This is a genomic window from Amycolatopsis sp. CB00013 (assembly GCF_001905755.1).
In the GTDB taxonomy this organism is placed as follows: Bacteria; Actinomycetota; Actinomycetes; order Mycobacteriales; family Pseudonocardiaceae; genus Amycolatopsis; species Amycolatopsis japonica.
On sequence record NZ_LIWC01000004.1, the window covers coordinates 719,215 to 743,042 of the forward strand.

Here is a 23,828-nt window from a genome sequence, read left to right on the forward strand (position 1 = left end):
GGTATCGGTTTTCATTTCGATCCGTAACGTACACCCGACCGGCCCGCACCCGAACGGGCGATCAACGGCGCCGGATCGGGATAGGGTTGGGTGGTGCCTCCACTCGTGATCAGGACACATGCGGCGGGAGGGGACTTCGGTCACCTGCGCGCCGAGTTCGTGCTGCCGGAGTCGTTCGGGCCCGACGTGCTCGCCGAGGCGGAGGCGGCGGTCGTCGACCCGCTCGAGTCGGCAGGGGAACGCGAGGACGCCACCGGTCTGCCCTTCGTCACCATCGACCCGCCCGGCGCCAAGGACCTCGACCAGGCGGTGCTGATCGAACGCGTCGACGGCGGCGGCTTCCGGGTCCACTACGCGATCGCCGATCTGGCCGCGTTCATCCCGCCGGGTGGCGCGCTCGACAAGGAGGCACGCCGCCGCGGGCAGACGCTCTACCTGCCCGACGGGAACGTCCCGCTGCATCCGCCGGTGCTGTCCGAGGGCGCGGCGAGCCTGCTGCCGGGGGAGACCCGGCCCGCCGTGCTGTGGACCATCGACGTCGACGCGAACGGCGAGCCGACCGCGACCAAGGTCCGCCGGGCATTGGTCCGGTCCACCGAGCAGTTCGACTACGAGACCGTCCAGGCCTCCATCGACGCGGGCGACCCGCACCCCTCGGTCGCCGCGCTGCCCGAGCTGGGCCGCCTGCGGCGCGAGCTCGCGATCCGGCGCGGCGCGGTCGAACTGCAGCTGCCGGAGCAGGAGATCAGCGGCGACCCCGACGGCGGCTGGGCGCTGATCCAGCGGCCGCGCAACGACGTCGACGCGTGGAACGCCGAGATCTCGCTGCTCACCGGCATGGCCGCGGCCAAGATCATGATCGACGCGAAGATCGGCGTCCTGCGCACGCTGCCGCAGCCCGACCCCGAGGCGGTCGAATGGCTGGGCCGGTCCGCGCAGGCGCTGAACATCGACTGGCCGGAAGGCAAGAGCGTGTCGGAGTTCCTGGCCGCGCTCGACCCCGGGCAGCCCGCGTCCATGGCGCTTTTCGCCGACACCACAAGGCTTTTGCGCGGCGCCGGGTACACCGCGTTCGACGGCGAACTGCCGGACCTGACGACCCACGCCGGGATCGGCGGCGCGTACGCCCATGTCACCGCGCCGATCCGGCGGCTGGTCGACCGGTTCGCCACCGAGATCTGTCTCGCGGTGAGCGCCGGCCGCGAAGTGCCCGAGTGGGTGCGCGCGGCGCTTTCGGAGGTGCCGGAACAGATGTCGGCGTCCGACACGCTGGCGGCCAAGGTCGAACGCGCCACCATCGACCAGGTCGAGGTCTGGGTGATGGCCGAGCACATCGGCGGCGAGTTCAGCGCGATCGTGCTGCGCGCGGAGGAGACCAAGGCCGAGATCCTGGTCGAGGATCCGCCGGTGATGTCCAAGTGCACCGGCGAAAAGCTGCCGGAGGGCGAGCGGATCCGCGTCCGGCTCACCGCGGTGGACGTCGACAAGCGGAAACTGTCGTTCGAGCGGGCATGATCGACGACCTCGGCGAAGTGGTCCCGCTGCGCGAACCGGCGTCGCGGGTGGTCTCGCTCGTGCCGTCGCTGACCGAGGCCGTCGAGGTGAGCGCGCCGGGACGGCTCGCCGGCGCGACGGACTACTGCACCCATCCGGTCGATCTGGACGTCCCGCGGGTGGGCGGCTCCAAGTACCCGAACGTCGACAAGGTACTCGAACTCGAACCGGATCTGGTGCTGGCCAACTCCGAGGAGAACCGGCCGGAGGATGTGGAACGCTTACGCGCCAACGGAATTCCGGTCTGGGTGATGGAGGCGTCGGCGACCGTGCCCAGCGCGCTCGCCTCGATCCGGCGGATCCTGACGCAGGCCTACGACCTCGCCGAGCCCGAGTGGCTGGTCGAAGCGGAGGAGATCTGGCGGGAGACGGTGCCGGAGCGCTTCCGCGCGGTCGTGCCGGTCTGGCGGAAGCCGTGGATCGTGCTCGGCCGGGACACCTTCGGCGGTGACGTGCTGCATCGCGTCGGAATCGGCAACGTATACGCGGACCACGAAGAGCGTTACCCGCGCCCGAAGCTCGACGAGCTCCAAGCGCGCTTCGCGGCCGAAGAGGCGAACCTGCTCGTGTTGCCCGACGAGCCCTACGAGTTCACTGACGCCGACGGCCCCGAAGCGTTCCCCGGCGCGAAGCACGTCCTGGTCTCCGGGCGCTATCTGACCTGGTACGGCCCTTCGCTCGTCGAAGCGCACGCCCACCTCACGCATTTCGTCCTCTGAATGCGGTAGTAGCGCATTCAGAGGACGAAATGCGGGGCGTCAGAGGGTCAGGCCGGTCAGGACGGTGACGCGCTCCTCGGTGAAGTCCGCCATCGCCGACGCCGGGCCCTCGCGGCCGACACCGGAGTCCTTCACCCCGCCGTAGGGCATCTGGTCGGCGCGGAAACTCGGCACGTCGCCGACGAGCACGCCGCCGACCCGCAGCTTCGCGGACACGTCGAACGCCGTCGGCAGGTCACGCGTGAACACGCCCGCCTGCAGACCGAAACGCGAGTCGTTGATCCTGCGCACGCCGTCTTCCACCGAGTCCACCCGGGTGATCGACACGACCGGCCCGAAGACCTCGTCGGCCATCACCGACGCGTCCTCGGGCACGTTCGCGAGCACCGTCGGCTCGACGGTGGCGCCGTCACGCTTGCCGCCGGTCAGCAGCTCGCCGCCCGCCTCGACCGCCGCCGTGATCCACGATTCCACCCGGGTAGCGGCCGCGGTGTTGATCAGCGGCCCGACGTCCACGCCGTCGGTGCGCGGGTTGCCGGTCCCGAGCGCGCGCACCTGCTCCAGTACCTTCGCCTGAAGCTCTTCGTAGACGTCGGCGTGCGCGTACACCCGCTGCACCGAGATGCACGACTGACCGGCCTGGTACATCGCGAACGTCGCGATCCGCTGCGCCGCGAAGTCCAGATCCGTCCAATCAGGACAGACGAGCACCGCGGCGTTGCCGCCGAGTTCGAGCGCGACGTGTTTGCGCGGCACGCTGTCCCGGATACCCCAGCCCACCGGCACGGAACCGGTGAACGACACGACCGGCAGTCGCGGGTCGGCCACCAGCTTGGCCGATTCCTCGTTGCTCACCGGGAGGATCGACCAGCTACCGGCGGGCAGCTGGGTCTCGGCGAGGATCTCGCCGAGCAGCAACGCGGTCAGCGGCGTCGCGGGCGCGGGCTTGAGCACGATCGGCGCGCCGACCGCGATCGCCGGCGCGACCTTGTGCGCCACCAGGTTCAGCGGGAAGTTGAACGGCGTGATGCCCAGCACCGGTCCCTTCGGCACGCGGCGCACCAGCGCGAGCCGTCCGGTGCCGCCGGGGTCGGTGTCGAGCCGCTGCAGGTCACCGGAGAACCGGCGGGCCTCCTCGGCGGCCCAGCGGAACGTCGACGCCGCGCGCCCGATCTCGCCGCGCGCCCACTTCAGCGGCTTGCCGGACTCGGCGGTGATCAGCCGCGCGATCTCTTCGGACCGCTCACCCAAAACTCGGGACACGTGGTCCAACGCGCCCGCCCGGACGTGCGCGGGCAGCGTCGCGAACTCGTCCTGGACGTCGTGCGCGGCCTGGACCGCGGCTTCGATGTCCGAAGTGGACGGAACGTGGTGCGAACCCGCCTCGCTGCCGTCGAAGGAGTGACGGACGACGACGGTCTCGTCGCTGGTGACCGGCTTTCCGGCTACCCAGTAAGGGAATGTGGTCACTTGGAGGCCTCCGTACGGACAGCGTGCTCGAGGACCGACAGGCCCTCTTCGAGCAGTTCGGTGGACAGGGACAGCGGCGGCAGCAGGCGGACGACGTTGCCGTAGGTGCCGCAGGTGAGGACGACGACGCCCGCCTGGTGGCAGGCCTGCGCGACGCGTTTGGTCAGGTCGGCGTCGGGTTCGGTGGTGCCCGGCTTCACGAATTCGGCGGCCAGCATCGCGCCGCGGCCGCGGACGTCGCCGATCACACCGGTCTCCTCGGCCAGCGCGCGCAGCCGCGGCAGCACCGTGTTCTCGATGCGCTTCGCCGAAGCCGCGAGGTTCTCCTGCCGCATGATCTCGATCGAGCCGAGCGCCGCGGCGCACGCGATCGGGTTACCGCCGTAGGTGCCGCCGAGCCCGCCCGGACCGACGGCGTCGAGCAGTTCCGCGCGGCCGGTGACCGCGGCGAGCGGCAACCCGCCCGCGATGCCCTTGGCGGTGGCGATCAGGTCCGGCACGACCTCTTCGTGGGTGGACGCGAACCACTCGCCGGTGCGGCAGAACCCGGTCTGCACCTCGTCGGCGACGAACACGACACCGTTTTCGGTGCACCAGCGGGAAAGCGCGGGAAGGAAACCGGGGGCGGGCTCGATGAAACCGCCTTCACCCTGCACCGGCTCCAGCACGACCGCCGCGACCTGGTCGCCGCCGATCTGCTTCTCGATCCGGTCGATGGCGATCCGCGCGGCCTCGGGTCCGGACAGGCCGTCGCGGTACGGGTACGAGCCGGGTACGCGGTAGACCTCGGGCGCGAACGGGCCGAAACCGTGCTTGTAGGGGATGGACTTCGCGGTCAGCGCCATCGTCAGGTTGGTGCGGCCGTGGTAGGCGTGGTCGAACACGACGACCGCCTGACGGCCGGTCGCGGCGCGGGCGATCTTCACCGCGTTCTCGACGGCTTCGGCGCCGGAGTTGAACAGCACCGAACGCTTCTCGTGCGTACCCGGCGTCAGCTTGTCGAGTGCTTCGCACACCTCGACGTAGCCTTCGTACGGCGTGACCATGAAACACGTGTGCGTGAACCGGCCGGCCTGCTCGCGGACGCGGTCCACGACGGCGGGGGCGGCGTGGCCGACGTTGGTCACCGCGATACCGGAACCGAAGTCGATCAGGACGTTGCCGTCGGCGTCGGTGAGCAGGCCGCCTTCGGCCGAGGTGACGTAGACGGGCAGCACCGAGCTCACACCGGCGGCGACGACGGCCGCGCGTCGTTCCTGCAGGGCGCGCGAAGCGGGGCCGGGGATCTCGGTGCGCAGCCTGCGCTGCGTTGCGGTGGTGGCGGTCACGGCCAAACTCCTGCGGACGCGAGGGACGGTGGTCGCCCTCCAGGATGGGAGCCGCGCCCGGCGCCGTCAGCTCGACATCTTGTCGATATCGAGGCGTAGAGTTGGACAACATGGCACTGACCCTCGCCGCCCTCGTGGGCGAACGTTCGCTCGGCCTGCGGGTGTGTGCCGCCGAGGCGGCGCTCGACCGGCCGATCGGCTGGGTCCATCCCACCGAACTGACCGATCCGCAGGCCTTCCTCGAAGGGGGCGAACTGCTGCTGACCACCGGTCTCGCCCTCGACGAGACCACGTCACCCGGGTACATCCGGCGACTGGTCGAGGCGGGCGTGGCGGGGCTCGGTTTCGGAGTCGGCCTCAGTCATGAGAGCATTCCTCAGTCCCTTGTGGACACTGCGGACGAGGTCGGGCTCCCGGTTCTGGAAGTGCCGAGGAAGACACCGTTCATCGCGATCACGCGCGCGGTTTCGCGTGCGGTCGCCGCCGACGAATACGCCTCGCTCGTGCGCACCGGCAAGGGACAGCAGGAGCTGACGAGGACCGCCGTCGGCAAAGGCGGTCCCGGCGGAGTGGTGCGGAAGCTGGCGAAGCTGGTCGACGGCTGGGTAATCCTGCTCGATTCGTCCGGTGCGGTCACCGAGTCTTCGCCTTCCGCGCGGCCCTTCGCCGACGAACTCCAGGACGACTTCGCGCGGCTGCGCGCGGGCACGCTGGTGACGGTGGCGGGGGAGTACGAGGTGGTCCTGCAGACGCTCGACACGCGCGCGCGGGGTGTGCTCGCCGTCGGCACCCGTGAGCCGCTCGACGCCGCCGGGCAGCATATCGTCAATACCGCGGTGTCCTTGCTTTCCCTTGCCCTGGAACAGAACCGTGAGCACAGTGGAGCCCTGCGGCGGCTGAGGTCCGGGCTGTGCGACCTGCTCGCCGCGGGGCACGGCGAACTCGCCACGCGGACGATGAAGTCGCTCTGGGGCGGTGTCCCGGAAGCGCCATGGTCCGTGCTGGCCGTCACCGGTCCGGCGAGTGCGCGACGGGCGCTCGCCGACGCGCTCGACGCCGAGACTTCCGGAGACAAGGTGTTCTTCGGCGAGTCCGGGGCGTTCGTGCTCGCTGTCGGCGACGTTGAGGCGGTCGCCCGGCACGCTTCCCGGATCGGCGGATTGCACGCCGGGCTGTCCGAACCTGTATCCACTGTGGACTTCCCGGTCGGGCTGCGGCAGGCGAAACAGGCGGCGGAAGCGGCGAAGGCCGAACGATCCCCGCTGGTCCGGTTCGCCGAACACGCCGGGCGTGGTTTCCTGGAGATCGTCGATTCCCAAGCGGCGCAAGCGTTTTCGGACAGCTTGCTGGCCCCGCTGCGGCATCATGACGAAACCGGCAGGGGGGAGCTGGTTGCCTCACTTACCTGCTGGCTCGAACACCACGGTCACTGGGATCTGGCGTCCGCGCGGCTCGGCGTCCACCGGCACACCCTGCGCAACCGCATGCGCAAGGTCGCCGAACTCACCGGCCGAGACCTCGATTCCCCTGGCGTGCGCGCCGAATTCTGGCTGGCGCTGCAGGTCAGCGCTCGGACCTGACCAAGGCGATCGGCGAGTCCCCGCAGCGCCGCAGCTGTGCGCCGGTCTCCGTCGTGACCGGCTCCGCGCCGGCGGACCACCACGCCGGGACGTCGACCTCGCGGACCAGCGATCCCGTCGCCTGCCGCGCGTTGTTCGACACGATCACCCTGCCCTGCGCGTTGACCAGCGCCGCGCGGCCGCCGAGGGCGCGCAGCTTCGGCTGCAGCAGGCGCTCGACCTCGCGCACGTAGATGTCCGCGCCGACGACGCCCGCGAAGGCCCCGTCGCGCTGGACGGGCACGGTGAAGGTCAGCGTGTATTCGTCGGTGCAGAGGTAATCGACGTACGGGCCGTTGATGTGGCGGCGGCCCGTGTCACGCGGGACGGTGAACCACGACTGCCGGGTGTAGTCCAGGAAGTTCTCGCTGTCCGGATCGAGGCTGATGACCAGCTGCACCGGCTCGGCGTCGCCGGTCTCGGTCCACCATTCGAAGCCGAATTCCTGATCGGCCAGCGCGTTCGGTGCGCTGATGAACCCGGCGCCCACGACCAGGCCGCCGAGGACCTCGAAGACCTGCGGCCGGAGACGGGTCAGGTCTTCCGCGGTGGCATCGGCGGATGCGGCCAGGAGCCCCTCGGCGCCGGTCAGTACCGGCTTCAGCCGACCGAAGACGTCCTCGACCAGGGCGGATACCTGTTCGACGACCTCGGAACCGGCGGACGGTGTGTCGTTCACGATGCTCACCTCGGATGCGCGGATGTCGCAGCTTAAGGGGCCAGAAGGTCTAAATGCACGTCCGCCAGCCGGTCTATCGCTTCGAGGATGTGCTCCTCGGTGAGCTTCCTGGCCAGCTCGCCGTCGCCCTGTGCGATGGCGGCGGCGATCGCGCGGTGTTCGGCGTAGGCGTTCTCGCGGGTGCCGTGCGGCTCGAGCGGAAGCCACAGCAAACCACCACGTTCGCTCTGCAACTGCACTTCTTCCCTGGTCAGCCGCGGCGATTGGGCGGCCGCGGCGACTTCGAGATGGAACTGGCGCTCGGCGCGCGACGCTTCCGCGCCGGTGGCGGTGCGGATGTCCTCGGTCGCCAGTTCGAGCCGCTCGATGTCTTCGGGCGAACTCCGCTCGGCGGCGAGTTTGGCCGCCGCGCCCGCGATGGCGAGGTAGTGATCGCCGACGTCGCGAAGCTCGGACAGCGAGACCGTGCGAAGGCGCTCTCGCCACGAAGCGGCCGAAGGGTTGGCAGGCGTCTTCACGAAGCTTCCACCGCCTCGGCCGCGTCGCGTCTCGACAAGGCCCTGCTGTCGCAAGGCCACGAGCGCTTCGCGAACCGTCACGGTGGAGACGCCGAACTGGGCGGCCAGCTCGGCTTCGCTCGGCAGCTGTTCCGAATCGGCCAGCAGCCCGAGCGTGATGGCGTCGACCAGCCGCGAGGTGACCGCTTCCGCCCGGCCGATCTGGTCGAGCGGAGCGAACATCGCTGATCGCGCGCTGTGCGACATCCCCTTACGCATGGTGGCCCTTCGCCCGTACCGCTACCCGATGGAACCAATCTTGCACCATCGTCTTGTCATTTAACCTATGGACTTATATGTTTTAGCCCCGCGCCGCCCCACAAGGGAGCAAGGGACCTTTGCTACCACCTCACGCCACCAGGCCCCTGGAGGTCTCGTGCAGCAGTTGAAGCACTTCATCGGCGGTGAGTACACCGGATCCGCGTCGGGCAAGGTCGCCGACGTCGTCGATCCCGTCACCGGCCGCCCGTATTGCACCGCCGCCGTCGCCGGCCCCGAAGACGTCGACCGCGCGCTCAAGGTCGCGGCCGCCGCCTTCGAAACCTGGCGCGAGACCACACCCGCGCAGCGCCAGCTCGCGCTGCTGAAGATCGCGGACGCCGTCGAGGCTCGCGCGGACGGCCTCGTCCTCGTCGAATCGGCGAACACCGGCAAGCCGGTCGCGCTCACCGCGGCCGAAGAACTGCCGATGATCGTCGACCAGTTGCGGTTCTTCGCGGGGGCCGCGCGTGTCCTCGAAGGACGGTCGGCGGGCGAGTACATGGAAGGACATACCTCTTTCGTCCGCCGAGAACCGATCGGCGTGTGCGCGCAGGTTACGCCGTGGAACTATCCGCTCCTCATGGCGGTCTGGAAGATCGCGCCCGCGCTCGCCGCGGGGAACACCGTGGTGCTCAAACCGGCCGACACGACGCCCGCGTCGACCCTTCTCTTCGCCGAGATCTGCGCCGAATTCCTGCCACCCGGCGTACTCAACGTGATCTGCGGCGACCGCGAAACCGGGCGGGCGCTCGTCGAGCACGAGATCCCCGCGATGGTGTCCATCACCGGTTCCGTGCGAGCCGGGATCGAAGTCGCCGCTTCGGCCGCGAAGGACGTTAAGCGCGTACACCTCGAACTCGGCGGTAAAGCGCCCGTAGTCGTCTTCGCGGACGCCGACATCGAAGCGGCCGCAGAAGGTATCGCCGCCGCCGGCTACTTCAACGCGGGCCAGGACTGTACGGCGGCGACGCGTGTCCTGGTCGCCGACGAGGTCCACGACACCTTCGTCGCGGCTCTCACCAGGCAGGCGCGGGCGACCACCACCGGCAAGCCCGATGACACGTCGGTCAGCTACGGTCCCCTCAACAACGCCGCCCAGCTCGACCGGGTCGCCGGTTTCGTCGACCGGCTGCCCTCGCACGCGATGGTCCACTGTGGAGGTAAACGGCATGGGGACGAGGGTTACTTCTACGAACCGACGGTGATCTCCGGAGTCCGCCAGGACGACGAGATCAGCCAGACGGAGATCTTCGGCCCGGTCATCACCGTGCAGCGCTTCGAGACCGAAGCCGAAGCGCTCGCCGCGGCCAACGGCGTCGAGTACGCGCTCGCGTCGTCGGTGTGGACCACCGACCACCAGCGGGCGATGCGGCTGGCCGGGAAGCTCGATTTCGGCTGCGTGTGGATCAACACGCATATCCCGCTGGTCGCCGAAATGCCGCACGGCGGCTTCAAGAAGTCCGGCTACGGCAAGGACCTCTCGCTCTACGGCCTCGAGGACTACACCCGCGTCAAGCACGTGATGAGCGCGCTGTGACGACCACCGAAAGGCACGCCATGCCTCATCAAGCGCCCACCGCCGCCGCGGGGGAGCAAGGGACCTTTGCTATCACTTCCGCAGGTGGAGACGACATTCCGGCCATCCGGCTGCGCGGGCTGCGCAAGGAGTTCGGCCAGGTCCACGCGGTCGACGGCGTCGACCTCGACATCCCGCCCGGCGAGTTCTTCTCGATGCTCGGCCCGTCCGGTTCCGGCAAGACGACCGTGCTCCGCATGATCGCCGGCTTCGAACTCCCGACGTCGGGCACGATCGAACTCCACGGCCGCGACGTCAGCCGCCTCGCGCCCTTCGACCGCGACGTCAACACCGTCTTCCAGGACTACGCGCTCTTCCCGCACATGACCGTGCGGCAGAACGTCGAGTACGGCCTCCGGGTGAAACGCGTCCCTCGCGCGGAGCGCCGTCAACGCGCGAAGGAAGCCCTCGACACCGTCCGGCTCGGCGAGTTCGGGGAACGCAAACCCGACCAGCTCTCCGGCGGCCAACGGCAGCGGGTCGCCCTCGCCAGGGCACTGGTCAACCGGCCGAAGGTGCTCCTGCTCGACGAACCGCTCGGCGCGCTTGACTTGAAACTGCGCCACACCATGCAGACCGAGCTGAAGCAGATCCAGCGCGAGGTCGGCATCACCTTCATCTTCGTCACCCACGACCAGGACGAGGCGTTGACGATGAGCGACCGCATCGCGGTGTTCAACGCCGGCCGCATCGAACAGGTCGGCTCACCGGTCGAGGTCTACGAGCGGCCCGCGACGGCGTTCGTCGCCGGTTTCGTCGGCACCTCGAACCTGCTCAGCGGCGGCGGCGCCGAGAACATCATCGGCAAACCCGGTGTGTTCAGCATCCGCCCCGAGAAGATCCGCATCGACGCCGATCTCTCGAAATCCGCCGAGGTCGGCGAGACCAGCGCCACCGGCACCGTCACCAACACCGTCTACGCCGGTGCGACCGTGCGCTACGAGGTCACGCTCGACGCCGGTGGCCAGCTCTCCGTGGTCCGGCAGAACACCGCCGAACCCGCGGACTTCGAAGGCGGCCGTGTCCGCCTGAGCTGGCGGCACGAACACAGCTTCCGCGTCCCCGAAGCCGGTTAGTTCTCCCCCTGTACCGAAAGGTTGTTCAATGAAGAACAGGAAACTCGCGCTCGCCGGCCTGCTCGGCGCCGGCCTGCTCGTGGCCGCCTGCGGAACGTCCGGATCCAGTTCGACCGCCGCCGCGCCCGGCGGACAGGGGTTCACCCCGCCGAAGCTCGACGCGCTCGCGCAGCTCGGCCAGCCGGAAGGCCAGGTCAACGTGCTGGCCTGGCCCGGCTACGCGGAGAACGGCTCCAACGACCCGGCCGTCGACTGGGTCACCGGCTTCGAAAAGGAGACCGGTTGCAAGGTCAACGTCAAGGCGTTCGGCACCTCCGACGAGGCCGTGAGCCTGATGAAGACCGGACAGTACGACGTCATCTCCGCCTCCGGTGACGCTTCGCTGCGGCTCATCGCGTCCGGCGACGTCGAACCGGTGAACACCGCGCTCGTCCCGAACTACGCCGACGTCTTCGACTTCCTCAAGAACCGCCCCTGGAACAGCGTCAACAATGTGTCCTACGGCGTGCCGCACGGTTGGGGAGCGAACCTGCTCACCTGGCGCACGGACAAGGTGACCCCGGCGCCGACGTCGTGGTCGGTCATGTTCGACGCGAACAGCCCGTACAAGGGCAAGATCTCGGCCTACGACTCGCCGATCTACATCGCCGACGCCGCGCTGTACCTGCAGACGCACAAGCCCGAACTCGGGATCAAGAACCCGTACGCCTTGGACGACAAGCAGTTCCAGGCCGCCGTCGACCTGCTCAAGCAGCAGCGCCCGATGGTGGGGGAGTACTGGTCGGACTACCTGAAGGAAAGCCAGGCGCTCAAGAGCGGCGACGCCGTCGTCGGCACCGCCTGGCAGGTGACGGTGAACCTGACCAAGAGCGAGGGCGCGCCGGTCGAGTCCGTGCTGCCGTCCGAAGGCGCGACCGGCTGGTCGGACACCTGGATGGTGGGCGCGAAGTCCCCGCACAAGACGTGCTCCTACAAGTGGCTGAACCACATCGTCAGCCCGAAGGCGAACGCCCAGGTCGCCGAGTACTTCGGTGAATCGCCCTCGAACCCGAAGGCGTGCGCCGAAACCAAGGACAAGAAGCACTGCGAGACCTACCACGCCGGCGACGCCGCGTACGCCTCGAAGATCCAGTACTGGACGACGCCGATCACGCAGTGCCTCGACGGCCGCACCGACGTCAAGTGCAAGGACTACGGCGAGTGGACCCGCGCCTGGACCGAGATCAAGGGCTGACCTCCCGACTCCGGGAGCGGCCGGTGGGCCCCCCACGCCGGCCGCTTCCGGTCCCATCCCACACCTGGTGGAGACGATGACGACCACCCTCGATTCACCGAGGCGGAAAGCCTCCGCCTACCTGTACCGCAAACCCAAGCTGCGCCTGGGAATCCTGCTCTCCGCGCCGATGCTGTGGCTCGGCCTCGCCTACCTCGGCGCGCTGGCCGCGTTGTTCGTGACCGCGTTCTGGAGCACCGACGTCTTCACCGGCCAGGTCGTGACCGAGTGGTCGCTGAACAACTTCGTCACCCTGTTCAGCGACGCGGTGTACCGCACGATCACCCTCCGGACCGTCGGGATCGCTGCGCTGGTCACGGTGGTCACCGCGATCATCGCCTTCCCGATGGCGTTCTACATGGCCAAATTCGCCTCACCCAGGGCACGGCGGCTCCTGGTGATCGCCGTCATGACTCCGCTGTGGGCGAGCTACCTGGTGAAGGCCTACGCGTGGCGGACCATGTTGTCGGGCAACGGGGTTCTGCACTGGCTGCTCAACCCGTTCGGCCTCGACACCCCCGGCTACGGCGTGCTCGCGACCGTGATCACACTGTCGTATCTCTGGCTTCCGTACATGATCCTGCCGATCTACGCGGGCCTCGAACGGCTGCCGAACTCCTTGGTGGACGCCTCGGGCGACCTCGGCGCCCGGCCGTTCCGGACGTTCCGCTCGGTGGTGCTTCCGGTGACCTTCCCGGCCGTCGTCGCCGGCTCGATCTTCACGTTTTCGTTGTCGCTGGGCGACTACATCGCGGTGAAGATCGTCGGCGGCACGTCGCAGATGCTGGGCAACGTCGTCTACGACAACATCGGCGCGGCCAACAACCTGCCGTTCGCGGCGACCGTCGCGACCGTGCCCGTGGTGATCATGCTCGCCTACCTCGCCGCCGTGCGCCGCACGGGCGCGCTGGACAACCTGTAGGAGCGCGCGATGCGGCTTTCCCGGACGACCAAATACCTGCTGCTGGCCGCGCTCGTGCTCGGCCTCGGCGTCATCTACTTCCCGCTGCTGGTGGTCCTGCTCAACTCCTTCAACGCGGACACCACCTTCGGCTGGCCGCCGTCGAGCTTCACCCTCGAATGGTGGAGCCGGGCCGCGGAGAACGAAGGCGCGCTCAACGCGCTCGGCACGAGTGTCCAAGCAGGACTCGCGGCGACCGCGATTGCCCTGGTACTCGGCACGATGGCGGCCTTCGCGCTGCAGAAGTACCGTTTCTTCGGCCGCAACCAGGTGTCGCTGCTGATCATCCTGCCGATCGCGCTGCCCGGTATCGTCACCGGTATCGCGCTGAACAACGCCTTCCGCACGATCCTCGGCATCGACCTCGGCCTGTTCACCGCGATCGTCGCGCACGCGACCTTCTGCATCGTGGTGGTGTTCAACAACGTCGTCGCCCGCCTGCGGCGGATGGGCGGCAACCTCGAAGAGGCGTCGATGGACCTCGGCGCCGACGGGCTCACGACGTTCCGGCTGGTGACCTTCCCGATGCTGCGGTCGGCCCTGCTGGCCGGCGGTCTGCTCGCCTTCGCGCTGTCGTTCGACGAAATCATCGTCACGACGTTCACCCTCGGGACCGGGTTGGAGACCCTGCCGATCTGGATCCTGAACAACCTGTTCCGGCCGAACCAGGCCCCGATCGTCAACGTCGTGGCGGCGGTGCTGATCCTGGCCTCGACGGTGCCCGTCTATCTGGCGCAACGGCTTTCCGGCGACACGACGTCGGGCGGACGGCTTTAGACAACGCCGGTGCGACCCTTTGCGGGCCGCACCGGCGTTTTCACTCAGTACCGACGGTCTTCGATCGCTCCCGTCGATCCGTTGTAGGTGATGTAGCCGTACTGGAAGTCGCTGCGCTTACCCGTCGGCGTGTTGTACTCGCCACTGATCGGGAAGCCGAGGTACGACGTCTGCCAGCCGAGGTCCCGCCAGCGCAGCCGGATCAATCCCTTGACCTCCCAGGCGACGTTCGTTCCCGCACGCCAGTAGATCGAGTGATCGAAGCCGCCCTGGCGGAAGTGGTTGTACTTGCCGGTGTTGCCAGGTGTCCACGTCTCGTCGGTGATGGGATAGCCGACTCCGTTCTCCCAGCCGATCGCCGACCACCGCGCGCGGATCAACCCGTGGACTTCGTAGGCGCCTGTCGACGGCGTCCAATAGATCGATCCGGCCTGGCTGAAGTGGTTGTATCTGCCCACACCGTCCGGAGTCCCGCTCTCGTCTGTGGTGGGGTAACCGAAGTACCTTTCCCAGCCGAGTGCCCGCCACTTGTTCCTGATCTCGCCCTTGATGTAGTGCGCTCCGGTCGCGGCCGTCCAGTAGATCGACGAACCGGCGAAGTGGCTGTACCGACCGGTCCCGTCCGGTGTCGTCGCTTGATCGGTGGTCGGGGGACCGAGCAGACCGCCCTCCGCTCCGGTCTCGAGCCATTTGTCGCGGACGGGGCCATAGATCGCCACCGCGCCGAAGCCTGGTTCCCAATAGATCGTCCCGGCGCCGGTCGCGGGGCCGCCCTCGAACTGGTTGAAGCGACCGTAGGTCGTTTTACCCGCGGCTTCGTCCGTGCTCGGGACTCCGAGGAAGGCATGCGCGCCAAGCGCGACGTACTTTTCGTGGATCGCGCCGGAAACGGCGGTCACACCGGTCCTCGGTGTCCAGTAGAGACGGCCACTGGCGTAAGGACGCCAATGAACACCGGCTTCGATGACCTCGATCCCCGTTGCGGGACCCAGTCTTCCCTGAAGTGGGGCGTCTTCGGCGTAGCGCTTCTCGATGGGCGACTGGTAATCGGCACGTAGTTGCGTTTCGCCCGGGAGCACTATGAACTCGCGCTTCGGCGACGTACTGGAGTTGTCTGCCCACCGGGTGAACGGCGCTCCGTCGAACGCAGTCGACGGTGCGGTGACCGAGACCCCGGAACCGACGGTCACCCACCTGTCGACGGCTTGGCCCTGACCGTCGCCCACATCGAATCGGGCCTCCCGCGACCCACCGATCGAGACCCTCGCCAGCCGCGGCAGGGCGACGTACCGCTCCCTGCTCACGACACCTCGGCTGCTGGTCGCGTACGCGGTGATGATGATCTTGCTGTCGTTGTCCCGCGGGTAAACCAGCGAGAAGATCTCATCCGACCCGGTGCGCACGCTGGTCGTGCAGCTGTCCTGAACCGGGCAGATCACCTGCTCCGCCGTCCAGTAGACGTTGCGCCACCCGTCGACGGGATCGGTCGCCTTCGCCGTCAACCTGATCGACTCGCCCGCTTGGAAACGCGCGTCCGGCCCCGGCGAGGACATCGTGACCGTCGGACCGGCGGTGCCGGGGGTGACAGACTGGGTCGTGCTCGTCGCCGTCCCGTGGCTGTCCTTTGTGGTCAGGGTGACGGTCACCTTCTCGGCCGCGGTGTCGTAGACGTGGGACACGACGCGTCCGGTTCCGGTATCGCCGTCGCCGAAGTCCCATTCGTAGCCGAGGTTGTCGAAGTCCGGGTCGGTCGAAGCGCTCGCGTCGAACCGCACCGTGCGGGTGCCGGGTTCGATGGTGACGTCAAAGGAGGCCACAGGAGCCTTGTTGGCCGGAAGGTAGCTCAGCCGCCGTAGGGTCGACGTGCTCGCGTCCGCCACCACGATGTCCCCGTTGGGCGCGGTCGCGAGGGCGGCGGGATTGCCGATCCCGGATGCGAGAACCGCGGGCTGATCGACCACCTTGCCGGCGCTGTCGAACCTCAGCGTCGACAGCGTGCCCGCGCCTTTGTCCGCCACGAAATGCCGTGCACGGTAGGGCTCCGGGTACGACGTACCGGCGTAGAAGACCCCACCGAGAATGTCGCCGTTCGTCTGGCGTGCCGTTTCCGTCAGTGGTGCGGTGTTCAGCACGTTGCCGCACTCGGCCAGGTCGCGGTAACCGGGTGTCTTGCCGGTTCCTTCCCAGCACGGCCATTTCTGGTTCTGGCCAGGCAGGGCGATGTTCACCTCGTCCCGGGCCGCCCATCCGTTGTCCGTGACCACGATTCCGCCACGCTGGTCGAGCGTGATCCGCGGATCCCGGAGTCCGCTGAGATAGTTGCGGCTGCGCCACGAATCCGGCGTGGCCATGTCGTAGAAGGGATTGCTTCCGACGCCGACGCCGTTGGGGGTGACCCGCAGGATCTTGCCGGTCGGCTGACCCGGGTCCAGCGCGCGCAGCGCGAACTTGTCCACGGTGTCCTTGGTGGCGGTTCCGGGTGCCTGGTCGGCGGCGTTGTCGCCGACCGCGATCCAGAGCACTCCGCCCGACGGATCGACGGCGAGATCCTGGATGCCCCGGCTGTCGGAGTTCGCGGGGATCTGAAGTACCGGTCTTTCGTCGGTGAGCCCGGTCGGCGCGTCCGTTCCCTGCACTTGCCATTGGCTGACGCGGAAGGCCCGGCCGCCGCCGTTCGACAGTGCTCGCGCGGTGTAGATCGTTCGGCTGGTGGCGAAATCCGGGGCCACCGCGATACTCGTCAAACCGAGTGAACCCCCGGTGTAGACCGGGATCGACGCGATTTCACTCGGCTGTCCGCCCTTCGGCGTCCAGCGTACGGAGCCGTGCCTGCCGGTCGTGAGGACGCCGCCGTCAGGCAGATAGGCCACGTCGGTCAGGTCACCGGCCGGTTGCCCGGTCGGCGTATCGGTCAAGACGAACCCGGCGGGCAGTACCGGCGCCGCCGCGGCGACAGGTGCCGTGACGACTGTGACGCCGAGAGCGGTCAAGATCGCCGTCGCGGCGGCGATGGATCTTCGAGTGCGCATCGGACCTGCTTTCTTCGGAGGAAGAGAGCTCCAGAAGGCGTCGGATCGCGCGCGTGCCCAGGGCGAAGATGTGCCGCGGACGCGGCATGACTCAACGCGACGATCAAGACACCCGGATCCCCCCAAGGACGATGATCAAGGGGAACGCTATTGGTCTGACTCCACTTTGTCATCGGCCATTCGCAGGCCGAAGTCAGCGCCGTCGGAACGAATCCGTCGCTTCCCGCAGCGCCGCCAGCATCCCCGGATCCGTCACCGCATGCCCCGCCGCCTCCACCAGCTCCAGCTTCGAGTCCGGCCAAGCCCGGTGCAGCTCGTAAGCGGTCGCCGGCGGGCACACCGCGTCGTACCGCCCCTGCACGATCACGCCAGGAATCCCCGACAGCTTCCCGGCCTCCCGGATCAACTGCCCTTCCTCAAGCCACGCCCCATGGCAGAAGTAGTGCAGCGCCAGCCGGGCGAAGGTGACCGCGAACTCCGGCGACGCGTACTGGTTGTGGAAGGCGGGATCCGGGCGCAGGCAGACGATCGCGCCTTCCCAGGTGCTCCAGGCGATGGCCGCACGTTCCCGGATCGCCCGATCGGGGTGATAGACGAGCTCGCGGTACGCCGACAGTGGGTCGTCGCGGCGGTCTTCGGGGATCGGCGCGAGGAAGTCTTCCCACTCGCGGGGGAAGAGGTTCGCGGCGCCGCCGTTGTAGATCCAGTCGAGTTCGCCGCGGCGGACGGTGAACACGCCGCGCAGGATGATCTCGCTGACGCGGCTCGGGTGGGTTTCGGCGTAGGCGAGGGCGAGCGTCGCGCCCCATGAGCCGCCGAAGAGCTGCCACTGGTCGAGATTCAGCCGTTCGCGCAGCTTTTCCATGTCCGCTACGAGGTGCCAGAGGGTGTTGGCCGACAGGTCGACGTCCGGCGTGCCGATATGCGGAGTGCTGCGGCCGGCGCCGCGCTGGTCGAACAGGATGATCCGGTAGGCCTCGGGGTCGAAATGCCTCCTGGCCATGGGAGAGATGCCGCTACCAGGGCCTCCGTGCAAAACGACCACGGGTTTGCCGTCCGGATTCCCGGCTTCCTGACAGTAGATCCGGTGCCCGTCGCCGACGTCGAGCATGCCCTCGGCGCGCACGTGGATCGGCGGGTACAGGTCATCCATAAGAACACTCTGCCCGAATCGGCGAGTGTCCGAAGGGTGGGGGCCCGCCCCCGCCGCCGGGCTGAGCGGGCCCCCGGTCTTCGGTCGCGTCAGCAGCCCGCCGTGGCGGCCACGTTCGCGAATCCCTTCCCGGCGCCGGTCACCTTGTTGCTCGCGCAGACCTTGTTGCCTGTCGCGGCCTTCACGAGGTAGAAGCCGTACGCGTAGCTGGACTGCACGTCCGCGATGTTGCCGGAGAAGGTGTTGCCGCGGCCCCAGCCGTCAAGCTGGACATGGACCTCGAAGCCGCCGTAGGTCGCGTCGTGCACGACGACCTTGCTGCCCCGGTTGTCCGCGACCACGTAGTTGTTGCCCTTCATGTCCACCCAGCTGTCGGCGAAGTGCTCGCCGCTCTGCCCGGTCCCGTCGAAGACGTTGCCGCGCAGTTCGCCGCCGGTGGTGCCTTCCTTGATGTCGATCGACTCGGCTCGCACGTTCGGGCCGATCTTGTTGTTCAGCGCCTTGTTCCGGTCGCTCCGGTCGGGCGTGCCGCCGGGCCAGTTGCCCTTCGCGGAACCGAAGTAGATGCCTTCGCCGTAGCCCGCGTACTCGCGGCCGGTGTCGGTCACCTCTGAGTTCTTCACGACGTTGTCGGTGCTCGTGTACTGGAAATGGATGCCCTCGTGGCCGACGCCGGCGACCTTGATGCCGTCGACGACGGTGTTCTTGACGCCTGTCGCCATCAGGCCCTTCTGGCCACCGGTGAGGGTGAAGCCGGTCAGGTTCCAGTAGCTGCCGGTCAGTTCGAGCGTGCGCCCGGCCGAGGCCTTGATGACCGCGCTTCGAGGACCCTTCAGTGTGATGCGGCTGCTGGACGTGCCGCTCTTCGCCGCCTTGAAGTTGCCCGTGAAAGTCGTATCGGCCGCGAGTTCGATGACGGTGCCTGGACTGACCGAAGCGAGCGCCGCCGTGAGCTGCTCCGAAGTCCCTACGCGGACCGTCGCGGCCTGTGCCGGGTACGCCGCCAACGTCGACAGCAGGGCCGTACCGGCCGCAACGGCCAGAACCCGCTCACGAACACGCATCCGTGGTCCTCCTCGTCGAGGGATCGAAATTCGGTCGTGGCGGCGACGGGCTAGACGTTAAGCCTCTTTACGAATGAGAGTCAAGGACATGATTGAAGTTCATATACGTGAACAACTAAAGGAGGGTGGTCAGGCAGGGCCCACCCGAAAAGAGAGCAAGGGACCTTTGCTACCGCGCTCCTCGGCCGGGAGTGGTAGCAAAGGTCCCTTGCTCTCTTTTTGCAGGTCAGAGGCGTGTCAGTCGTGGAAGGAGTGCTCCGGCGCCGGGAATTCGCCTCGCCGGACGTCCTCCGCGAATGCGGACGCCGCCCCGGACAGCACACCGGCGAGGTCGGCGTACTTCTTCACGAAGCGAGGGGTCTTGCCGCGCCGAAGCCCGGCCATGTCCTGCCAGACGAGCACCTGCGCGTCGCAGTCCGGCCCGGCGCCGATGCCGACGGTCGGGATCTTCAGTTCGTGCGTGATCCGCTTCGCCGCTTCGGCGGGCACCATCTCCATGACGACCGCGAAGGCGCCGGCCTCCTCCAGGGCGAGCGCGTCGGCGAGCAGCGCTTCGGCCGCTTCGCCGCGCCCCTGGACGCGGTAGCCGCCCAGATTGTGTTCACTCTGCGGCGTGAATCCGATATGTCCCATCACGGGGACGCCGGCCGACGTCAGCGCCTCGACGTGCGGAGCGAATTTCCGTCCGCCTTCGAGTTTCACCGCGTGCGCGCGGCCTTCCTTCATGAACCGCACCGACGTCTCGAGCGCCTGCTGCGGTGAAAGCTGATACGAACCGAACGGCAGATCGGCGACGACCAGGGACCGCTTCACCGATCGGGTGACCGCGCGGACCAACGGAAGCAGCTCCTCCACGGTCACCGGAAGCGAAGTGTCGTAACCGAACACGTTGTTCGACGCGGAATCCCCGACGAGCAGCACGGGAATGCCCACTTCGTCGAACAGCGCGGCGGTGTACATGTCGTAGGCGGTGAGCATCGGCCAGGCTTCGCCGCGCTCCTTCATGTCGCGAAGGTGATGTACGCGGACCTTCTTCCCAGATGTGGCCTGGGGCGCCGCGCCGGTCCCGTACGGAGCGGTGAGCTCGCCGGAATCCTTTTCGGTGGCAGACATCCTTGTCGACCGTCCTTCCCTCGAGGCCTCGAAGAGGTCCCCGGGTCGTGGAGCTGAACAGGACAAAGCCTGACATGCCCGGATACCGCTCCCAAGGCCCTGCGACCAGCTTCACACCGCGGCGTCACGCCTGTGGATGAGGAAATTCAGACCAGAGGATGATGATCGTTGACAACCACACAGGGTTGTGTGACGTCAAGTAAGTACAGCTGTCGATCCCCTGTGTGTACGCGAAGGACCAGAATGGCAAACCCAGTGAGCCGAGTCGCGCCGTGGAAGGCGAGGGCCGGCGGGATCGTCGCCACCCTCGTGCAGCTCGCGGCCGTGTTCTCGGTGATCCTCCTGCTCGCCGGCGGTGTGAAGGGGCCGGTGCTCAGGACGGGTGACATCGCCTTCTCGGCCTTGAGCATCCCGACGAACGCGAGCCTCGTGATCGTCTTGCTGCTCGTGGTCCTCGGTGCCGCGCTTCGCCGCCGCAAACGAGCGGCCCTCTACACGCTTCTGCTGTTCCAGGTCGGCGGCCTGGCGGTGACGCTGGCCTTCCAGGCCGCCCTGCTGTGGTCGCCCGAACTGCTGAAACTGGGTCCGTGGCAGGTCCGGCACATCCCGCATCAGGTGTGGGTACTGGCCATCGCCGACCTGATCTCGATCGGGATGATCGCGTTCCTCTGGATCCTGCGTCCCGCGTTCCCCGCCCGGCTCGCCCCCGGCGCCTGGCGTGATGGCTTCACGGTGCTGTTCGGCGGCTTGGCCGCGGTCATCCTGGTCGGCTGGGGCTTGAGCGAAGCCTTCCCCGGCCGTCTCGCCGACACCTGGGCGCGGTTCGCCTGGGTGGTCAACCACACGACCGGGGAGAACATCCAGCTGCGCCGGGTCGGCATCGGCGAAGGGCCCGCCTGGCTCGATCTCGTGCTCGACCTCAGCGCCACGGCGGTCGCGACGGCCGCGCTGTACACGCTCTTCCGCGGCGTGCGCAGCCGTCGCTTGAGGACAGACGAGGAAGAACTGCGCGTACGCCGCCTTCTGGCCGAACACGGCGAAGACGACTCCCTCGGCTATTTCGCCACCAGGCGCGAGAAGAGCGTCGTCTTCTCGCCAAATGGCCGCGCCGCCGTGGCCTACCGTGTGCTCGCGGGCACCAGTGTCGCGAGCGCGGATCCCATCGGCGATCCCGACGCCTGGCCCGACGCGGTCCGCGCCTGGCTGAACGAGGCGCGCACCTACGGCTGGACGCCGGGCGTGCTCGGCGCGAGCGAACACGGCGCGAAGGTCTACGCCGACGCGGGTCTGCGCGCGCTGGAGATCGGCGACGAAGCCGTCCTCGACGTCCGTGACTTCAGCCTCGCCGGGCCGGAACGCCGCTCGGTCCGGCAAGCGGTCAAACGGATCGAAAGGGCCGGATACAGCACGAAAGTCCGGCGGCACAGCGAAATCCCGGCCGACGAAATGGCGGGGCTGTTGCTGCACGCGCAGCAATGGCGTGGCGCGGAGACCGAACGCGGGTTCTCGATGGCGCTCGGCAGGCTCGGCGATCCGAGCGACGGCCGTAGCGTGATGGTGGAGGCGTACGACGCCAAGGGCGAGCTTCGCGGCATGCTGTCGTTCGTGCCGTGGGGCCGTCGCGGACTGTCGCTCGACCTGATGCGGCGCGACCGCGACGCCGAGAACGGGCTCAACGAATACATGGTCGCCGAGGTCGTCGCGGCGAGCTCGCACCTTGGCGCGCAACGGATTTCGCTGAACTTCGCGATGTTCCGCGCGGTCTTCTCCGAGGGAGAGCGGATCGGTGCGGGCCCGGTGCTGCGCGCCTGGCGCGGCGTGCTCAGCATGGCGTCACGGTTCTTCCAGCTGGAATCGCTTTACCGGTCCAACGCCAAGTACGGGCCCGACTGGGAGCCGCGTTTCCTGTGCTATTCCTCGGCTCGACGGCTGCCGCGGGTCGGTATCGTCGCCGGCGCGCTCGAAGGATTCGTCCCGACAGGACGATCGGCACGGGCGCTGAAACTGGAGACTGTCACTGAGGATTTCGTCGCCGAAGTCCACCGTATCGAAGCGAACGCGGCCACTCCCGCGCCCAAGGAGGTACGCCGCCCCGACCAGGTCCGTGTGCGGATGGCGAAGCTGGATCGCTTGCGGGAAGCCGGGATCGACCCCTATCCGGTCGGTTTCGCCCGAGAGGATCTGCTCGGCGACGTCGTTTCGAAGTTCGGCGACCTGGGCCCGGACACCCACACCGGTCATCGGGTCCGCGTCGCGGGCCGGGTGCTCGCGATGCGCAACCTCGGCGGGCTTTGTTTCGCGAGGGTCAAGGATTTCAGCGGCGAGATCCAGCTGATGCTCGACGCCTCGGTGCTCGATCTCGGCGGTTGGCGGCGAGGCGTCGACCTCGGTGACCATGTCGGCGTGAGCGGGCAGGTCGTGACGTCGCGGCGCGGTGAGCTTTCCGTGCTCGTCGACGAATGGACCGTGACGGCGAAGAGCCTGCATCCGTTGCCGGACAAGCGAAAAGGCCTCACCGACCCGGAGACGCGGGTGCGGCAGCGGTACCTGGACCTCGCGGTGAACCCGGACTCGACGGCGATGCTGCGGATGCGTTCGACCGTCGTGCGCGCGGTGCGGGAGCGGCTGCACCAGGGCGACTACCTCGAAGTCGAGACGCCGATGCTGCAGACCGTGCACGGCGGCGCCAACGCCCGCCCGTTCATCACGCATATCAACGCCTACGACATGCGGATGTACCTGCGGATCGCGCCCGAGCTCTACCTGAAGCGGCTTTGCGTGGCGGGCGTCGAGCGCGTTTTCGAACTGAACCGGAACTTCCGCAACGAAGGTGTCGACGCGACGCACAACCCCGAATTCACCATGCTGGAGGCATATCAGGCGTATGCCGACTACAACACCATGCGGACCTTGACGCGCGAGCTCGTGCAGTGCGCCGCGGAGGCCGCGTACGGCGCGCAGGTGGTTCGCCGTCCGGGGCCGGACGGGAAGGTCGTCGAGTACGACATTTCCGGTGACTGGCCGGTGATCCCGGTCCACGAAGCCGTCTCGGCGGCGCTCGGGGAGAAGATCGACGCGAGCACCTCCGTCGCCGAACTCCAGCGGCTGTGCCGCGCGGCCGGGGTGCCGGTGAACGAGGACGCCGGGCACGGCGATCTCGTGCTGAAGGCGCACGAGCACCTGGTCGAAGGCGCGACCGTGCTGCCGACCTTCTACACCGACTATCCGACCGACGTCTCGCCGCTGACCCGGCAACATCGCGTGGACCCGCGGCTGGCCGAGCGCTGGGACCTGATCGCGTTCGGCTCCGAGGTCGGCACGGCCTATACCGAGCTGACCGACCCCCTCGAGCAACGACGGCGGCTGGAGGCCCAGTCGCTGCGCGCCGCGAGCGGGGACGTCGAGGCGATGGAGCTTGACGAGGACTTCCTGCTCGCGCTCGAACACGGGATGCCGCCGACCGGCGGGCTCGGCATCGGCGTCGACCGGCTGCTGATGATGCTGACCGGGGCGTCGATCCGGCAGACGGTGCTGTTCCCGTTCGTGCGGCCGCAGGGGTAAGTGGTAGCAAAGGTCCCTTGCTCCCTTCCGGGCCGAATCGCCCCAGGAAGCCGGTGCC

Annotated in this window: 17 protein-coding genes; 9 read left to right on the forward strand and 8 right to left on the reverse strand. The window is 68.2% G+C overall.

Annotated elements, in window-relative coordinates; all coding sequences use genetic code 11:
* The first annotated feature begins 105 nt into the window (after positions 1 to 105).
* The gene (locus tag AMK34_RS30170; protein ID WP_073847578.1) at positions 106 to 1,515 is read left to right on the forward strand and encodes an RNB domain-containing ribonuclease; all 1,410 of its coding nucleotides are present in this window, start codon (positions 106 to 108) and stop codon (positions 1,513 to 1,515) included.
* A complete protein-coding gene (locus AMK34_RS30175; RefSeq protein WP_038518844.1) occupies positions 1,512 to 2,273 on the forward strand; it encodes a helical backbone metal receptor in 762 nt (253 codons plus the stop codon). Before AMK34_RS30170 ends, AMK34_RS30175 begins: the two co-directional genes overlap by 4 nt.
* Before the next feature lie 39 nt (positions 2,274 to 2,312).
* Here the strand turns inward: AMK34_RS30175 and AMK34_RS30180 are convergent, their stop codons facing one another.
* Positions 2,313 to 3,743, reverse strand: coding sequence for an aldehyde dehydrogenase family protein (locus AMK34_RS30180; RefSeq protein ID WP_073847579.1), 1,431 nt, complete (start codon positions 3,741 to 3,743; stop codon positions 2,313 to 2,315).
* Positions 3,740 to 5,071, reverse strand: coding sequence for a 4-aminobutyrate--2-oxoglutarate transaminase (gene gabT / locus AMK34_RS30185; RefSeq protein WP_073847637.1), 1,332 nt, complete (start codon positions 5,069 to 5,071; stop codon positions 3,740 to 3,742). Before gabT ends, AMK34_RS30180 begins: the two co-directional genes overlap by 4 nt.
* 110 nt (positions 5,072 to 5,181) lie before the next feature.
* Between gabT and AMK34_RS30190 the strand changes: the two genes are divergently transcribed.
* The gene (locus AMK34_RS30190; protein ID WP_073847638.1) at positions 5,182 to 6,651 is read left to right on the forward strand and encodes a PucR family transcriptional regulator; all 1,470 of its coding nucleotides are present in this window, start codon (positions 5,182 to 5,184) and stop codon (positions 6,649 to 6,651) included.
* Here AMK34_RS30190 and AMK34_RS30195 read toward each other — a convergent pair.
* Positions 6,635 to 7,369 carry a cache domain-containing protein gene (locus tag AMK34_RS30195; RefSeq protein WP_038524363.1) on the reverse strand — a complete coding sequence of 245 codons (735 nt, stop codon included), beginning with the start codon at positions 7,367 to 7,369 and terminating at the stop codon, positions 6,635 to 6,637. The two genes, AMK34_RS30190 and AMK34_RS30195, sit on opposite strands and share 17 nt — an antisense overlap.
* Positions 7,370 to 7,401: 32 nt before the next feature.
* Complete coding sequence (locus AMK34_RS30200; RefSeq protein WP_038518834.1) at positions 7,402 to 8,145, reverse strand: FadR/GntR family transcriptional regulator; 744 nt, start codon at positions 8,143 to 8,145, stop codon at positions 7,402 to 7,404.
* A 157-nt stretch (positions 8,146 to 8,302) separates the two neighbouring features.
* Between AMK34_RS30200 and AMK34_RS30205 the strand changes: the two genes are divergently transcribed.
* The 5 genes from AMK34_RS30205 to AMK34_RS30225 all read left to right on the forward strand — a co-directional run bounded on the left by AMK34_RS30205 (position 8,303) and on the right by AMK34_RS30225 (position 13,850).
* Positions 8,303 to 9,724 (forward strand): gamma-aminobutyraldehyde dehydrogenase, encoded by a 1,422-nt coding sequence (locus tag AMK34_RS30205; protein WP_038518833.1) that lies wholly within the window; start codon positions 8,303 to 8,305, stop codon positions 9,722 to 9,724.
* A 20-nt stretch (positions 9,725 to 9,744) separates the two neighbouring features.
* A complete protein-coding gene (locus tag AMK34_RS30210; protein WP_073847639.1) occupies positions 9,745 to 10,839 on the forward strand; it encodes an ABC transporter ATP-binding protein in 1,095 nt (364 codons plus the stop codon).
* A gap of 28 nt (positions 10,840 to 10,867) precedes the next feature.
* Positions 10,868 to 12,073 (forward strand): ABC transporter substrate-binding protein, encoded by a 1,206-nt coding sequence (locus tag AMK34_RS30215; protein WP_073847580.1) that lies wholly within the window; start codon positions 10,868 to 10,870, stop codon positions 12,071 to 12,073.
* A 76-nt stretch (positions 12,074 to 12,149) separates the two neighbouring features.
* Entirely contained in the window at positions 12,150 to 13,034 is an 885-nt protein-coding gene (locus AMK34_RS30220; RefSeq protein WP_038518829.1) for an ABC transporter permease, read from the forward strand.
* A 9-nt stretch (positions 13,035 to 13,043) separates the two neighbouring features.
* Positions 13,044 to 13,850 carry an ABC transporter permease gene (locus AMK34_RS30225; RefSeq protein WP_037331945.1) on the forward strand — a complete coding sequence of 269 codons (807 nt, stop codon included), beginning with the start codon at positions 13,044 to 13,046 and terminating at the stop codon, positions 13,848 to 13,850.
* A 44-nt stretch (positions 13,851 to 13,894) separates the two neighbouring features.
* Here AMK34_RS30225 and AMK34_RS30230 read toward each other — a convergent pair whose 3' ends face one another.
* The 4 genes from AMK34_RS30230 to panB all read right to left on the reverse strand — a co-directional run bounded on the left by AMK34_RS30230 (position 13,895) and on the right by panB (position 20,209).
* Entirely contained in the window at positions 13,895 to 16,879 is a 2,985-nt protein-coding gene (locus AMK34_RS30230) for a PQQ-dependent sugar dehydrogenase (protein ID WP_073847581.1), read from the reverse strand.
* A gap of 193 nt (positions 16,880 to 17,072) precedes the next feature.
* Complete coding sequence (gene pip, locus AMK34_RS30235) at positions 17,073 to 18,032, reverse strand: prolyl aminopeptidase (protein ID WP_073847582.1); 960 nt, start codon at positions 18,030 to 18,032, stop codon at positions 17,073 to 17,075.
* Between the two features lie 89 nt (positions 18,033 to 18,121).
* Positions 18,122 to 19,096, reverse strand: coding sequence for a right-handed parallel beta-helix repeat-containing protein (locus tag AMK34_RS30240; protein ID WP_073847583.1), 975 nt, complete (start codon positions 19,094 to 19,096; stop codon positions 18,122 to 18,124).
* Between the two features lie 237 nt (positions 19,097 to 19,333).
* Complete coding sequence (panB, locus tag AMK34_RS30245) at positions 19,334 to 20,209, reverse strand: 3-methyl-2-oxobutanoate hydroxymethyltransferase (protein WP_073847584.1); 876 nt, start codon at positions 20,207 to 20,209, stop codon at positions 19,334 to 19,336.
* A gap of 243 nt (positions 20,210 to 20,452) precedes the next feature.
* On the opposite strand from panB, the gene lysX reads away from it, so the two are divergent.
* The gene (lysX, locus tag AMK34_RS30250) at positions 20,453 to 23,770 is read left to right on the forward strand and encodes a bifunctional lysylphosphatidylglycerol synthetase/lysine--tRNA ligase LysX (RefSeq protein WP_073847585.1); all 3,318 of its coding nucleotides are present in this window, start codon (positions 20,453 to 20,455) and stop codon (positions 23,768 to 23,770) included.
* Positions 23,771 to 23,828 lie beyond the last annotated feature (58 nt).

What these genes read in the sequence shown, in the direction of transcription:
- AMK34_RS30175 (WP_038518844.1), top strand. Translation starts at nt 1,512, where the DNA reads ATGATCGACGACCTCGGCGAAGTGGTCCCGCTGCGCGAACCGGCGTCG.
- AMK34_RS30190 (WP_073847638.1), top strand. Translation starts at nt 5,182, where the DNA reads ATGGCACTGACCCTCGCCGCCCTCGTGGGCGAACGTTCGCTCGGCCTG.
- AMK34_RS30200 (WP_038518834.1), bottom strand. Translation starts at nt 8,145, where the DNA reads ATGCGTAAGGGGATGTCGCACAGCGCGCGATCAGCGATGTTCGCTCCG.
- AMK34_RS30210 (WP_073847639.1), top strand. Translation starts at nt 9,745, where the DNA reads ATGCCTCATCAAGCGCCCACCGCCGCCGCGGGGGAGCAAGGGACCTTT.
- AMK34_RS30215 (WP_073847580.1), top strand. Translation starts at nt 10,868, where the DNA reads ATGAAGAACAGGAAACTCGCGCTCGCCGGCCTGCTCGGCGCCGGCCTG.
- AMK34_RS30220 (WP_038518829.1), top strand. Translation starts at nt 12,150, where the DNA reads ATGACGACCACCCTCGATTCACCGAGGCGGAAAGCCTCCGCCTACCTG.
- AMK34_RS30225 (WP_037331945.1), top strand. Translation starts at nt 13,044, where the DNA reads ATGCGGCTTTCCCGGACGACCAAATACCTGCTGCTGGCCGCGCTCGTG.
- AMK34_RS30230 (WP_073847581.1), bottom strand. Translation starts at nt 16,879, where the DNA reads ATGCGCACTCGAAGATCCATCGCCGCCGCGACGGCGATCTTGACCGCT.
- pip (WP_073847582.1), bottom strand. Translation starts at nt 18,032, where the DNA reads ATGGATGACCTGTACCCGCCGATCCACGTGCGCGCCGAGGGCATGCTC.
- AMK34_RS30240 (WP_073847583.1), bottom strand. Translation starts at nt 19,096, where the DNA reads ATGCGTGTTCGTGAGCGGGTTCTGGCCGTTGCGGCCGGTACGGCCCTG.
- panB (WP_073847584.1), bottom strand. Translation starts at nt 20,209, where the DNA reads ATGTCTGCCACCGAAAAGGATTCCGGCGAGCTCACCGCTCCGTACGGG.
- lysX (WP_073847585.1), top strand. Translation starts at nt 20,453, where the DNA reads ATGGCAAACCCAGTGAGCCGAGTCGCGCCGTGGAAGGCGAGGGCCGGC.